This is a genomic window from Nostoc sp. MG11, assembly GCF_014904695.1.
In the GTDB taxonomy this organism is placed as follows: domain Bacteria; phylum Cyanobacteriota; class Cyanobacteriia; order Cyanobacteriales; family Nostocaceae; genus Komarekiella.
On record NZ_JACXXN010000009.1, the window covers coordinates 174,314 to 190,869 of the forward strand.

Annotated in this window: 4 protein-coding genes; all 4 read right to left on the reverse strand. The window is 37.4% G+C overall.

What is annotated here, in order from left to right:
* Positions 1 to 108: 108 nt before the first annotated feature.
* From HCR01_RS15935 to HCR01_RS15950, 4 genes are read right to left on the reverse strand one after another with little or no spacing between them, the layout of a single operon-like run.
* Positions 109 to 1,512: a condensation domain-containing protein gene (locus HCR01_RS15935; RefSeq protein ID WP_193197117.1), complete on the reverse strand. Its 1,404-nt coding sequence runs from the start codon at positions 1,510 to 1,512 to the stop codon at positions 109 to 111.
* Positions 1,512 to 7,565 (reverse strand): type I polyketide synthase, encoded by a 6,054-nt coding sequence (locus HCR01_RS15940; RefSeq protein ID WP_193197118.1) that lies wholly within the window; start codon positions 7,563 to 7,565, stop codon positions 1,512 to 1,514. The genes HCR01_RS15935 and HCR01_RS15940 overlap by 1 nt, the downstream gene beginning before the upstream one ends.
* A 14-nt stretch (positions 7,566 to 7,579) precedes the next feature.
* Positions 7,580 to 10,840 (reverse strand): non-ribosomal peptide synthetase, encoded by a 3,261-nt coding sequence (locus tag HCR01_RS15945; protein WP_193197119.1) that lies wholly within the window; start codon positions 10,838 to 10,840, stop codon positions 7,580 to 7,582.
* 58 nt (positions 10,841 to 10,898) lie between these two features.
* On the reverse strand, positions 10,899 to 16,505 hold the full coding sequence (locus tag HCR01_RS15950) for a non-ribosomal peptide synthetase (protein ID WP_193197120.1): 5,607 nt from the start codon (positions 16,503 to 16,505) through the stop codon (positions 10,899 to 10,901).
* Positions 16,506 to 16,556: the final 51 nt, after the last annotated feature.

The following is a 16,556-nucleotide window of genomic DNA, read 5'->3' on the forward strand; positions in this document are numbered from 1 at the left end:
TTCTTATAAAGGTGATAAATACTTTTACGCATTAGCATTGAATTCCTCTAAAAATCGAATCACTAAATCATTATTTTCATGAGATGAATGTGGCGTGTTATCAGTTACTTACAACATTGGAGCTAATTCCAAATCAAATGATGCTGCTTTTTCTAAAGTTATTGATATTTGCTGTTGTTGTGGTGTCAAAAATGATAAGTCCTTAATTTGAACAGAAGGATTAATCATTATTTCTTGTAACAAAATTTGAAAATCTCTAATTATCCCAGTAATTGTAGTAATATCAAATCTCCGAGAATCGTAAGAAATTGCTACTATAATTTCGGCTTCTGGATATATAACTAAATTCAAAGGGTAGTTGTTTCTGTAATAAGTTCCAGTTTGTTTGAATTTTATATTTCCTTTCCAGTTTTGCACAAATTGACTGACTGGAAGGTTTTCAACTACAACAATGGTTTCAAATATGGGGAAATTTCGAGGTATTTCACTCCAACCTTGAATTTGCGTAAGGGGAGTATATTCATGGTGACGAGCTTCTACTAATTGAGTCTGAAAATCTTGTAACCATGACAACAATTGTTGCTCAGGATTTAACTTGACATTAATTGGTAAGGTATTTATAAACATACCAACTATTGAATCTACTTCGGCTAAGTCAACTGGTCTTCCTGTGACAGTACATCCATAGATTATATTGTTACGACAAGTGTAACGACCTAGAAGAATAGACCAGATTCCATGAACTAATGTGGCAAGAGTTAGACGATTTTTTGTTGCGAAAGCTAGCAGTGCTTTGGTAGTTGCTTCTGATAGCTGAATTCTTTCTTCATCGTACCTTTCTCCTTGATTAGATAATTGATTATTTTCTATATAAGTTAGGGGAGTTGGTGTTTTAACTCCTTGTAATGCTTGACGCCAAAAATTTTCGGTCTTAGCTATATTCTGTTGCTGCAACCAGTCAATGTAATCCCTAAAAGGACGTGCTGGCGCTAAGGTCACTTCTTTGCATTCACACAGTGCTTTGTAAATTTGTAAGCATTCTTCTAGTATGATCGGGCCAGACCATCCGTCTGTGGTTATATGGTGGTTACTCCAAATAAATTCATAGCGTTCGTCAGCAAGACGAATTAAAGTTAGACGCATTAGACATGGTTGGGAAAAGTCAAAACATAATTTGCGATCGCTCTCTAAAAATGATTTGAATCGCTGTCGTTGTTCTGCTTCTTCAACATCACGCCAATCGTATTGATTTAAGTTAATTTTGACTTTTTTATAGACAACTTGTAACGGATTATCAATGTCTTCCCAATAAAATCCTGTCCGCAAAACTGTGTGTCTATCTACTACTTGTTGCCATGCTTGTTCAAAAGCCTCTACATTTGGATTACCATACAAAGTTAAGGTATGGTGAAAAAAGTATAATGCTGACTCGCTGGCATACAAACAATGAAAGAGCATACCCTTTTGTACGGGTGTAAGTTCATAAATGTCCTCGACATTTTCTGCTTTCATTATGCTTTTTTCTCACTTGCTCGATTAATTTTTGACAGGAATTTATCTAAGTCTTGTTGGCTCAAGTTAGCTCTAGGAAAATCAGAAGGTGTATATTTTTCTGTTTCAAGAGACTGACAGTGAGCAATAATATTTCGCAGACATTTAATAAAGCTTATGGCTAAAGTCTTAATTGTTTCTCGACGATGAACCGCTGCATTATAAGTCCAATTCAATTGCAGTTGTTCTTGAGCAATAATTCCAATTATTTCCACCAGGTAAAATCGATTGACGCCGGGACTTTGACTAAATTTAATAGGCTGGCTGGTTAAATTAAATAAAGATGAGTGCGATTTAACACGGTCAAAATCACCTAAGTATTTAAAACTTACTTGAGGCTGTGGAAAAGATTTTAGCTTTGAATTGATTTCGGGATTGCTAGTTATGTAACGCAGTATATCGTACCCAATTCCTTTATTTGGAATGCTTCGTAAATACTCTTTGACTGCTATCAATGCACTTCCTTGCTCGGAAGCCTCTGTGATATCTAAAATGGCTGGGAAGCAAGTTGTAAATAAACCAACTGTACGGGATAGGGATATATCATTTACATCCTTGAAAATTGCCTCTCGGCTATTATCTTCTATATCTACCCATAGTTGTTTTTCTCCCGTCCATTTAGCAAAAGATTGGACTAATGCTGTTAGTAGAACATCGGTTATCTGCGTATTATAAGCCTTATTGATGTTTTTTAATAAAGCTTGCGTTTCCTTTTTATCTAGAGAAATTGATATTACTTCGGCGTTAGCTACTGTATTTGCCTTTGTAGAATAGTCAACAGGTAGACTGCGGAAAGGTTTTTGGGCTTTTGCTAACCAGTAATCTTGCTCATGAATTCTTTCTGAAGTCTGAGCGTACTCTTGGACATACTGTGTCCACCGCTGGAATGAAGTGCTTTTCTCAGATAAATATATCGCTTTACCTTGGCTGAGTTGCTGATAAGCTGTTTGTAAATCTTCTAGCAAAATCTGCCAGGAAATAGCATCTATTAAAAGATGATGAATAGTAATTACTAGATAGCTATTTTGTTGCGATCGCAATTCTAAAAAAGCAACTTTTACAAGCGGCCCTTCACTTAAGTTTAAGTCACTTTGTAGTTCTGCGATCGCAGACTCAAAAGCAGATTTTTGCTTATTCTCTGAAAGTGAAGACAAATCTAAATGCTTGTATACCATTATATCATTGGTATTAGCTTTAATTTGCTGCCAGCCAGATTCTTTTTGAAGAAAACGTAGACGGAATACATCGTGATGGTCTATCACATATTCTACAGCCTGCTTTAATACTTTGGGATTGCATATTTGTTGCATTTCTAGTACTAAAGATTGGTTTAAAGAATGTTCATCTGATTGATTTTGGTCAAAGAAACGATGCTGAATAGGTGTCAGATATACTTCTTTAGTTATTGAACTATTCTCAGCCTGGTTAGTTTCAATCATACCTGTTGCTGTTGCTAATTCAGCAATAGTCTGATGCAAAAACATTTGTTGAGAAGTTAACTTTAAACCTAATTGGTTAGCTTTGGCAACAATTTGAATCGTAACAATTGAATCTCCCGCCAACTCAAAAAAGTTGTCATGAATACCAACTTTCTCAATTCCCAAGAATTGTTGCCAAATGTCAGTAAGAGTCTGCTCAACTTCGTTACGAGGAGCAACATAAGCATTTGCCAAGTTTGGACGTGGATGGCTTAGCTGGGAATTGGTTTTTGATGTCTCTGACAAAAGCGCTAATTCTTGTTCTAAATAATTGAAAGAATTGTTCTGCTCAATTACCGTTTGGAAATCTTGCGGGGAGACAACAACATGAGGCAAGCTACTTAGCAAAATGCGATTAAAAGCTTCAGCACCTTCATGAGATAATATTCCTTTTTTGATATCTTCTTCACGTTGGAGCTTTAATTGTTCTGGTAGTGCTGTCTCTACTGCCATCCCTACCTCTTGCCAAGTACCCCAGTTGATTGCCACTGTAAATTGTTCAGATTTCAAAGTGCGATAATGTGCATAAACATCCAGAAATGCATTAGCTGCACAATAATCAACCTGTCCAAATTCACTCAATATAGAACTTTGCGATGAACAAAGTACTAAGAAATCTAAATTAATATTTTGTAAGTTTAAAATTTCCTCTAATACTAATGTGCCTTTTACTTTTGGTGCTAATACGCTGTTTGCTATATCCTGTGTTTTTAGTTGAACAATACCACCACCAGCAATACCTGCTGCGTGGATGACACCATTGATTTGACCAAATTTTTCTACGGCTTCAGCAACAGCTACCTGCATTTCTTCGTAACTGGCTACATCGGCACTTTTAACCTCAACCTCTGACCCCAACTCTTCAAGCGCTAGTATTTTTTGGATTTTGCGGCTAACATTATCTTGACTATCATGAGTTTCTAGCCATTGCTCCCACTGCGATCGCTCCGGTAATCCCTTTCTTCCAATTAAAATTAACTTGGCTTGTACTGTCTTCGCTAAATATTCCGCCAGCACCAAACCTATACCACCAAGTCCACCAGTAATTAAGTAAACTCCTCCTGGTTTTAACTTAGTTTTACCGGGGGTACTTTCATCCAAGCGGACAGTTTCAAAGGTTTGAATCCAGCGATGATATCCACGGTAAGCAACTATATTATCAGTTTGCTGTGTTGTCAGTTCCGTAATCAGATAGTCGATAAACTTTTGTGTTGGCGCAATGTTAGAAGCAGGAATTACTACATCGATAATACAAGAATTAATGTTTGGATATTCCTTGGGAATTATCTTACACGGTCCTAATATCGTTGCCTTTTCTGGGTATAAATTTTCATCGCCGATAACATGATATAGATTATTAGTTACAACCCTCAGCTTCAGAGAATCGCTAATATTTTGCCTTCCTAATGCCTGTGTTAAATATAACAGACTCCAAAAGCCAAGATTCTGACAATCTTCAAAAGTTTGTTCTTTTAACTCCTTGCAAGGTAACGTATCATTGGGCGTAATACTCCAAAAGTGAGCTAATGCATTTGGAATCAAACTATGTTTTCGGAGTTCTTGAAGCAAGGCATCGTAGTCATCGCTTTGCCGGGGATTAATGGTATATGTATACTCGTTCAGCTTAGTAAATTTATCTGCAACCCTAACTGTAACAACATCATGGCTTTGCTGTTTCAGTCGTTTAGCAACTTCGCTTCCAACTCCATATTCATCGATAAAAACTAACCAACAAGTATTTTGCTCAGTTGCTAATTCCTTCCCTTGGAAAAACTCAAGTGGTGTAGATTGTTTCCAGATTGGGATATAAAACCAATCTGCAATATCTGACTTTTTACCTAATGATTTTTGCCATGCTTCTGATAACGCAGTTTCGGGGTCAGCTTCAATCCAGTAACGCTGACGCTCAAAAGGATAGGTAGGCAAAGGAATATGTCTGCGTTGCTCTTTTGCATAAAAACCTGCCCAATTTATTTGCAATCCTGATAGCCAAAGCCGGGAGAGAGTATTAAGCAAAAATGCTACATCAGAAATTTGCTCTTGGGGATGTCGCAACGAAGTTAAAACTACAGTCTGTGAAACTAACTGTCGTTTAGCTAAGGTAGTTAATGTTCGTCCTGGCCCAACTTCCAATAGTATTCGCTCTGACTGTTGCAGTTCGGCGATGCCCTCGTTAAACAATACGGGTTGTCGTAAATGTCTAGCCCAGTAGTCAGGATTAGTCGCCTCCTCTGCCGTAATCCAAGTTCCCGTAACGTTGGAAACAAAAGGAATTTGAGGTGATTGCAGATTGACTTCTTTAAGATGCCGTACAAATGGCTCTAAAATCGGCTCCATCATCTGGGAATGAAAAGCATGAGATGTATGCAGACAGCGACAATCAACACCTTGCTCTGTCAATCGATTCTGTAATAGTTCTATTGCATTAGTTGCACCAGAAACCACACACAGGGATGGTGCATTGCTAGCTGCTAAAGAAAGTTCTGAACCCAACATAGGTTGTATTTCTTTGGCAGAAAGAGAAACGGAAAGCATCGCCCCTGATTCGACTTGTTGCATCAGTCGTCCGCGAATTACCACTAAAGTCAATGCTTCTTCTAAAGAAAAGACACCTGAAATACAAGCGGCTACATACTCACCAATGCTGTGACCAATCATTGCTTGCAGATGCACACCCCACGCCATCCAAAGTTTAGCAAGAGCATATTCAATCACAAATAATGCAACTTGCGTTAAGGAAGTTTGTTTAAGTTGTTCTTGTGTGGTTTCTCCCGTCGAGGGATAAAGTATATCTCTGAGGTCTAATTTTAAATATGGTTTAAGTAATTCACAACACTCATCAACTTGTTGTCGAAAAATCGGTTCTATTTCATATAATTCCCGTCCCATGTTTACATACTGTGCTCCTTGTCCGGGAAACATAAACACAATTGAATGGTTACGGATTTCTGAAAAATTACTCAAAACCCTTTGTTGGTTTGGCGCTGTTAGTGCCTCGATAGCATCTTGAATATCCTGACATAGCAACACTCGACGATGGCTAAAATTTCGGCGACCAACTTGCAAAGTATGAGCTACATCAGCAAGATTGGTATTAGGATGCTGTGTTAAATAATTAACAAGGTTAGTTGTCGCAGATTCTAGAGCCGTTTGAGTTTTTGCAGAAATAACTAACAACTGCCAAGGGCGAGAAATACTCTCTTTGGTTGTAAAAACTGGAGCTTCTTCTAAAATCACATGAGCATTCGTACCACCAATTCCAAAAGAACTGACGCCTGCCCGTCTAGGATATTTGTCTGCTTTCCATTCGGAAAGTTTGTTGTTGACATAAAAGGGACTGTTAGCGAAATCAATTTGAGGATTTGGTTGCTCAAAGTGCAGGCTAGGGGGAATTTGTTTGTGTTTAAGAGCTAACACTGTTTTAATTAAACCTGCAACACCAGCAGCCGCATCTAAATGCCCAATATTTGTTTTTAAGGAACCAATTGCACAGAAACCTTTCTTTTTTGTACTGCTTTGAAATGCTTGCGTCAGTGCCGCAATTTCAATCGGATCTCCTAAAGATGTCCCTGTCCCGTGAGCTTCAATATAAGTTATTGTTTCTGGTTCTAACTCTGCAACAACTTGAGCCGTTTTGATAACTTTTGCTTGACCTTCTATGCGCGGTGCTGTGTAACTAACTTTGTTTGAACCATCATTATTAATAGCCGAACCTTTAATAACAGCATGAATAAAATCTCTATCATTTAAAGTATCTTCTAATCTTTTTAAAACAACGATTCCTACACCTTCTCCACACACAGTACCCCGCGCTTTCGCATCAAAGGCACGGCAATGTCCATCAGGAGAATTGATACCTCCTTCTTGATAAAGATAGCCAGTTTTTCTTGATGCACTGATCGAAACACCGCCAACCAAAGCTATATCACACTCACCGTTTAGTAAACTTTGGCAGGCTAAATGTACAGCTACTAATGAGGTTGAGCAAGCTGTTTGAACTGTATAGCTAGGCCCCGTCAAATTAAGTTTGTAAGAAGTACGTGTAGCAAGGTAATCTTTATCGCCAGCGATCGCTATTTGCCGTTCGTCTACTGAGTTTCTAATATTTTGATTAAAATAAATGTTTAATAAATAGCCGCTCAAGTTAGAACCAGCAAAAACACCTATGGAACCATTGTATGTTTCGGAATCATACCCTGCTTTTTCCAGCGCTTCCCAAGCACACTCTAAAAAAATCCGGTGTTGCGGATCAGTCATTTCTGCATCTCTGGGATTAAAACCAAAAAAGTTAGCATCAAAAAGTTCTGCATCTTCTATTACAGCATTAGCTTTCACATAATTTGGTTTACTTAGAAGTTCTGCATCTACTCCTGCTTTCAGTAGTTCTTCATCACTGAAAAAAGATACTGATTCTATGCCATTTTTGAGATTATGCCAAAATTCGTCAACATTTTTAGCCCCAGGAAATTTTCCTGCTAATCCAATAATTGCTATTTCTGAACCGTTAGTAGGATATGCACCAGTTGGAATATTCATTGTTTATTAATTCCTTAATTATTTTCAACTGATTTCATTTTTTGTAGGCGTTTTCTTTGTTGCGCTTTACCAGCTGAAATTTTCTCTGTTTGAGTATTATTCTCCTGTAAGAATTCTGTGGTATTTGGAGATGTTAAATACTCTGCTAAAGAATTGATGGTAGGATATCTAAACAAATCAAGAGTTGACAGTTCTGCTTTTAATATTTCCTGCAATTGGCTGTGAACTGTAACTAAAAGTAATGAATGACCGCCAATTTCAAAGAAATTATCGTGAATGCCTATCTTTTCAAGATTTAAAGCTTTTTGCCAAACTGAGGCTATTGTCTTTTCCACCTCAGTTTGCGGTACTACATAAGCAACTTCTAATTCTGGGCGCAGGGCATCGGGCATCGGTAATGCTTGACGGTCTACTTTGCCATTAGATGTTAATGGTAATACTTCTAATATCATAAAAGCATTTGGTAGCATATAGTCAAGCAATTTATTTTGCAAAAAGCGGCGTAGTTCAGGAATTGTTAGTGTTTTATCTGGGTGGAGAGTTGTGTAGGCTATTAAAGTTTGATTTCCAGATTTGTCCTCCCGAAGGATAACTACACTTGTCGATATTGATGGATGTTCATTAATAACTGCTTCAATTTCTCCTAGTTCAACACGGAAACCTCGTATTTTAACTTGGTTGTCAATGCGGCCTATATACTCAATATCTCCACTCGCTAAAAAGCGAACTAAATCACCTGTTTTGTAAAGGCGATCGCCTGCTTTTTTACTAAAGGGATTGGGGATAAATTTAAGGGCTGTTAATTCCGGTTGATTTAGATAACCCCTAGCTAATCCAAGTCCGCCAATGTGCAATTCACCTGCTACTCCCATTGGTACTGGTTGCAAATATTGGTCTAAAATGTACAACTGGGTATTAGCGATCGGCTTACCAATTGGTATAGAACCTGTAGAATGTTTCCCGACTGGAACCTGATAAATACAACAGCCTACCACTGTCTCTGTAGGGCCGTATTCGTTTACTAATATCGTATCTGGAGCTACATCTTGCCAGAAAGTAATGCTTTGGGCTAATAAATTTTCTCCACCAATAATAAAAGCTCTAGTTTTATTTGCAATCTCTTCTTTGGATAACTGTTGTTTAAGTAAATCCAAGTGAGCGGGGGTAATTTTCACTAAACTTAAATTCGAGCTTTTACTTAAAGCTTGAGAAAGGGTTTCAATACCTTGTTCTTCTGATAGTAATTCTACTGTACGACCAACTAATAAAGGTGGAAAAAGACTAGTGATTGTTAAGTCAAAACCCAAAGGTGAATGAACTAAAGTTCCTACTCCTTGTTCTACTGGATAGGTTTTAGTACACCACCTTAAGTAGTTAACTAATCCTTGATGGGGAATTAGAGTTCCTTTAGGTTTACCAGTGGAACCGGAGGTGTAAAGAACATAGGCTAGATTTAGCGCGGTTGTTTTAGTAATTAGATTTTCAATTTCTTGTTGGTTGATCGCTTGCCAATCACTATCTATACAAATTACTTTAATTCCATTTGTAGCTAAATTTGCAATTAAATGCTGTTGAGTCAGCAGCACTGGCATTTGAGAATCGTTTAGTATAAAAGCTTTTCTTTCTAAGGGATAGCTAGGGTCAATGGGTATGTATGCACCACCTGCTTTTAAGATACCTAAAAGTCCAATCAGCATTAAAGGCGATCGCTCAACACAAAGTCCTACCATTACATCGGGTTTCACACCAAATTGTTGTAAATAATGAGCTAGTTGGTTAGCACGGGTGTTTAATTCTCGGTAGGTAAATTGCTGATTCTTATAAATAATAGCAATGTTGTCTGGCGTGCGATCTACCTGTTCTGCAAAAAGTTGATGAAAACATTTATTTCTTGGAAAAATAGTTTGTGTCTGATTCAATTCAACTAACAGTTCTTGTCGTTCAATATCGCTGAGTATTTCTAATTCACTTAGCAATGCATCTGGATGATTAATTGCGCTTTGTAAGAGAGTAAAAAATTGTCCAGATAAACGTTCAATATCTTCTGGTAAAAATAATTCTGAATCATAGTACCACTCGGCGTTAAGAAAGCTTTCTGTACGTCTAAGTGATAATTTTACTTTGAACTTATCGAAACAAATATATTGCTGTGAGAGAGAAAATATGACTGCGTTTGTAGTCAAAAATTTACAATTTTGCTCTATAAAGTCAAAACAGAAGGGGAAGAAAGGTACTTCGTTGATAACTTTATCTAGTCTTGAACTTAATTCCCAATTAAAACAATCTTGCCATTCATCTGCTTGATTTTGAGTAAAAGTAATTTGTTCTAAAACTTCACTCAACTTTAAGCTACCTTGGAGATGGCAATCCACTGGTACATATTTAGCAAGAAGTCCTAGCATTTCTTGAAGTTCTTCTTCTGATCTACCATCGCGACTACTACCAACAACCATATTTGATATATTGGTCAACCGCCATAGTAATATTTGCCAACATGTTAGTAAAAATGTTGATTCTGTAGTATTAAAATTTTTGGCGATCGCGGTTATTTCTGCTGCTAATCGAGGTGGAATTATCTGAGTAAAAATTTGAGGTTGAAATTGAGTTTTTTTAGGAAATAGATTTTCATTTGGCAGTTTCAAGTTGAAAATATGAGTGATATCTTTTTTTCGCCAATATTTTCTACCAATTTCCGCTTCTTCTGATGCCAATAATTCATTTTGCCAATTTGAAAAAACACTATATTGTACTGGTTCCTTTTTGATACTAATATTATGCAAATCTTCAGTGTAAGCACGACTTATTTCTAGCACTAAGTTACTAAGTGAAGTTGCATCTGCGTATAAAGCAGGTAAGTTTAATAGTAAAACATACTGAGATACGGATAGAGTAATTAGAGATACCTGTAATGAAGACGATTTCTCAAAATCAAAAACTTGCTGTTTAGCTGATTCAATAGCTAATTCAACAGCATTTTTTTGTTCTTCAGATTTAAGTGCGCTCAAGTCGTATTCTTTTATTAATAGATTGCTATCACTTTCAATCGTTTGCAGTGGAATATTCATCCCTGGCAAACAACGAAAACTGGTGCAAAGAATTTGATGTCTATTTACAACACTTTGTAAAGCAATTTTTAATGCTTCGATATTTAGATTACCTGTAATTTCCACTAGACAAAATGAACGATAGGCAAGACTATGTTTATTTTGTTGTAGTAGCCATAAATGTTTTTGTTGTGGCGAAAGTTGAAAACCGTAAATTGATGTATTATTCATGATATGTAATTTGAAGAGTATTAATTATTTAATAATTATTTGTCCTACCTATAATTATTTAACAATAATGCTGAGGCTCACCCATTGCAGTTAAAATTTTTCTAGAACCAGAGTAAGGATTACGTCCGTGAGCGGTCAACATATTATCCAGCATTAATATATCCCCTTTCTGCCAAGGATAAATAATAATTTCTTGTTGATAAGCCTCACGAATTTCTGCAATAACCGAATTTTCAATTGGAGAACCATCACCATAAAAAGTGTTGTAGGGTAAATCTTCTTCTGTAAACTCGTTGAAAAATTTTTCTCGAAATTGTGTTTGTAAACTCGACACATGCCAAAAAACAACGTGATTAAACCAAACCATTTCACCTGTTTTTGGATGTTGCGCTATGGCTGGGCGAACTTGACGAGTTCTTAAACAGTTGTTATCTCTCCACTCAACCTGAATGCAAGCGTTACGACAATATTTTTCCATCACAGCTTTATCTGTTGTGTGAAAAGCTTTTTGCCAAGGCAAACCAAATCCATGACCATAGTTGCGAACTAACATCCACCCTCTTTCTTGAAAGCGTTCTCTAATCTGAGGGTGAATACGTTGAAATACTTTTCTCACATCAGCAATTGGAGTTTCTCCTCCTTGATTTGCAGGTTCAATGCAGCAAAACCATATCTTCATTGGATAGGTACTGGCATAGGATGATTCATTATGTAAAGCAATGGTTTGGTCAGCGGGAAATTCGGTAGACGTATAAACTTTTTCGCTTAACTTAGTACGAGGTGTAGAAGATTCTGTATAAGGCATTAATTGAGGACATACGGCACTAACGAATTGTTCAAAATCTTCTTTTTGATTAATAGCAAAACCTCTAAATAAAATTCCTCCAGATTTCGACAAGTTATTGATAATGAATGCTTGATTGTTCTCAGCCCAAATTGGTAAATTCAAATCACTAAATTTAGGCGTAATAACCAAAGGTACATTTCCTTCTAATTGCAAAAAAGATTCTGTTATTAATTCTTGTTGGGATAAGTTAATTACTGTAGGTTTTGGTTGTGACTTAAATGCTTTAAATTTTTGGCGCCGGGCTTGTTGAAATTCCTGTTGCTTTGCATCTTGTCTTTGCTTATCTGCTGTTGTCAATATTTCTTTTATGGTTATAAATTTAATCTGAGGTTGAGCAATAACGGCACGTAAAATTATTTCATAATCTGTAATAAATTTAGCGATCGCAGAAGCATTAAATAAGTCTGTGCTATATTCCAAACTACCACTCAAACCTTGTTTGCTTTCCCACATAGTAAGCAATAAATCAAATTTAGCTCTACCATTATCAATATCTTCGATAATTTTCAACTTCAAACCTTCTAATTCCAGTGGAAGTGTTGGGGCATTTTGTAGAACAAATTTGGATTGAAACAGAGGTGTACGGCTCAAATCCCGTTCTGGTTTCAGAGCTAATACCAACTGATCAAATGGCATATCCTGATGTTCATAAGCAGCCAATGTCACTTCACAAATACGCTTCAAAAACTCTTGAAAAGTTGGATTACCTCCAAGGTAGGTACGTAATACTAACTGATTAACAAAAAAACCAATAATATTTTCTGTTTCTGGAACATTACGGTTAGCAACATCAGTACCTATAACGATGTCATCCTGCTTTGTGTGGTAATGCATTAAGATTTTAAATGCTGCCACTAAAGTCATAAATAGAGTGACTCCTTCCCTGTGGCTAAGTGTTTTAATTTCTTCACAAAGTTCTTTTGGCAGTTCTAGATGTTGTTTAGTACCACGAAAAGTTTGGATTTCAGGACGCGGATAGTCGGTAGGTAATTCTAGTACAGGTAAGTTAGCAAGTTGCTGTTTCCAATAAGACAAGTGTTTCTCCATAACTTCTTTTTGTAGCCACTGATTTTGCCAATAGGCGAAGTCTGCATATTGAATTGGCAATTCTGGTAAAGGTAAAGGTACTCCTTTGCTGAAAGCTGTATAAAGCGCAGAAAATTCACGAATAAGTATACCAATTGACCAGCCATCAGAAATAATATGATGCATCACTAACAGCAATACGTAAGTTTCTTCATCTAAGCGCAATAAACTAACTCGCAGCAATGGATCATTAGCTAAGTCAAAAGGTTTTTGAGCTTCTTTTTGGATTGACTCCTGTACCTTAACAAACTGTTTTTCTTTTGAAATTTCACTTAAATTTATTATTGGCAGAGACATTGAAGTAAATGGAGCAATTATTTGTACAGGAACTCCATTTACTTTCCTAAAATTAGTACGTAATGCTTCTTGACGCTGCAAAAGTTCTTTGAAACTTTGCTCTAAAGCATTTATGTCTAAATCTCCGTTCAGGTAAACGGCAGCTGGCATATTATATGTAGAATTTTCCTTTTCCAATTGATCTAGAATCCACAATCTTTTTTGGGCAAAAGATAGGGGTAATTCCATCTCTCGTGAAACTCGTTCAATTGGTGGAATTGACTTAGTGATTTGCTGTTTATTCTCAAAAACTTTGGCTAATTTTGCTATCGTCGGTAATTCAAAAATTCGGCGCAATGGTAATTCAACATCAAATATCTTATTAATGCGGGATATAACTTGGGTGGCTAACAGTGAGTGTCCACCCAATTCAAAAAAGTTATCGTTTATTCCTATTTTTTCTAAGCCAAGTACTTGCATCCAGATCATCGCCATCTGTTTTTCAACAAGCGTTTGAGGAGCAACAAAGGTTTCTTCAAATTCTGGACTTACTCTATCAGGTGCAGGTAATGCTTTGCGGTCAACCTTGCCATTGGGTGTAAGTGGGAGTGCCTCTAATATTACAAAACTTGTTGGCATCATGTAGCTTGGCAACTTGGACTCCAAAAAGCCACGCAGTTCAGTAGTTGTCAGTGCTTGCTCGATTTTAGGGACTAAATAGGCGATTATTCGTTGAGAATCTACTGAATCTTTGCGTACTACAACTACAGTTTCTTGGACTGCTGGGTATTGGTTGATGAGTGCTTCAATTTCACCGAGTTCAATCCTGAAACCACGGACTTTTACTTGGTGGTCAATGCGACCAATGTACTCGATTTCTCCATTTGGTAGATAGCGGGCTAAATCTCCTGTTTTATAAAGACGCGTAGCCTTTTGACTAAATGGATTGGGGATAAATTTCTCTGCTGTCAAGTCAGGACGCTTGAAATAGCCTCTTGCGAGTCCATCCCCACCGATATGTAATTCGCCTGCTACACCTACAGGAACTAACTGAGTATATTGGTCTAGGATATAAAGTTGCGTATTTGCGATCGCCTGACTAATTGGTACAATCGCGCTGTCTATTTCTACTTGGGATGCTGCTGACCAAATAGTAGTTTCTGTCGGGCCGTACATATTCCACAAACAGGCACACCGATGCAATAATTGATTGGCTAAGTGTCCAGGTAAAGCTTCTCCACCACAAAGGATTTTTAATTGTTTATTGCCACTCCAGCCTGCTGTTAGAAGTAACTGCCAAGTCGCTGGTGTGGCTTGCATAACTGTCGCTTTGGAATCTGTCAGTAAAGCTGATAACTGCGTTCCGTCTGAGGCTACTTCACGACTAGCGATTACTAAACGACCACCAACTATGATTGGCAGAAAAATTTCTAACGCCGCAATATCAAAGGAATAAGTTGTAACCGCTAGTAAAGTATCCTCCTGAGTTAACCCTGGTGTTTCCCTCATGGAGTACAAAAAGTTGCTCAAAGCACTGTGGGGAATTTGTACACCTTTGGGTTTGCCTGTTGAACCAGAGGTATAGATGACATAAACTAGGTTGTCAGGAGTTAGCTCAGATAATAAATTTTCTTGGCTTTGTTGGGCAATATAATGCCAATGTGCATCTAAACAAACGACTTGAGCTTGATGTTGTGGTATTGCTTGTAAGAGGGACGTTTGAGTTAGTAATACTGGTGCTTGGGTATCTTCTAAAATAAATGCCAATCGCTCTTGAGGATATGCTGGGTCTAGTGGGATGTATGCACCACCTGCTTTGAGGATGGCTAATAGTCCGATGACCATATCGAGCGTTAGCGAAGCGGCTCCTCCAGAGCTTCGCTCTACACAAATCCCTACTAATACATCTGGTTTTACTCCCAGCGATCGCAAATAATGCGCTAGTTGATTTGCTTTGGTGTTGAGTTCACTATAAGTCAATTGCTGATTTTCAAATACTAATGCGATCGCATCAGGTGTTTTTTCTACTTGCGTTTCAAATAACTGATGAATGCACTGTTGAGGATAATTGACTTGGGTATCATTCCAATCTAGCAACACTTGATGTTGTTCTTGTGCAGTCAGCAATGGTAAATCTTTAACACGCTGTTGTTGCTTGGCTGCCATACCTAATAATAATGTACGGAAGTGTCCCAACATCCTAGCTATTGTAGTTGATTCAAATCGGTAGCTTTCATAGAAAACCTCTAACAATAATTCTGAATCCACTTTCACCGATACCGTAAGTGGATAATGAGGATGCATAAAACTATAGATATTAGATATTTTTAAGTTGTTGACTTGCTGTAATTTAGAAAAATCTATTGGATAATTCTGAAAATTAACTATACTTTCAAATAAAGGTTGACCAACTGGTATATCACTCAACTTTTGAATTTCTATTAATGGACATTGCTCGTACTGACGTGTTTGATTTTGCTGTACTTGCAGTTGCTTTAACCAAGAGACAAGAGATTCTTCAGAATTGACATACACTCGTACTGGCACAGTGTTAATTAACACTCCTACCATTGATTCACTTCCTGCTAAACCACCTCGACCAGAAACAACAGATCCAAAAACAACATCATTCTCACTACTGTAACGACTCAAGAGAATAGCCCATGCAGCTTGTATTAAAGTATTGAAAGTTAACTGTTGCTGCCTTGCAAAAGACTGCAATGCTAATGTTTCCGCTGTTGATAGCTTAATTTGTTGTTGTTTATAGTCTTTGTTTTCATCGGGCAAATGATTGGATGTATGGTCTATGCTCAAAGGAGTAGTTGCAGTAAATTGTTGCAAACGCTGTCGCCAGAAAGCCTGACTTTGAGAAAGATTTTGCTGTTGCAACCAAGCTATATAATCTCGGTAATGACGAGGTTGTTTCAAACATAAATCTTTATCCTGGCTAAATGCTTTATAAAACGCAAAAACTTCATCCATCAGCAAAGATGAAGACCATCCATCTAGTAGCAAGTGATGACGGCTCCAAACAAATTGATAGTTATTTGCGGCTAATTTGATCAGAGTTAAACGCATCAACGGAGCTTGAGAAATTTCAAAACTCTGCTGTTGCTCTGCGACTAAAAAAGCTTTTATACGCTCTTGCTGCGTAATACTTATAATTCCACACCAATCTTGTTGCTCCCAGGGCAATTTGACTTGTTTATGCACAACCTGAGCCGCTTCTTTCAAACCTTTCCAAACAAATGAGGTTCGTAAAATCGGGTGGCGCTCTAGCAATTGTTGCCAAGCTTGCTTGAATGCTGAAATATTTAGTTCTCCCTGAAGATTACAGCTTAAAACTTCGCAATAGACAGCTAACTCTGGGGCATAAAGACTGTGAAATAGTATGCCCTGCTGCATCGGTGAAAGTGGATAAAAATCTTCGATGTTTTTTTGGACGCTATTTTTCATGACGCTGCAAAACCTTTTCACATAATCCCAACTTGGTAAGACTTAGAAAGC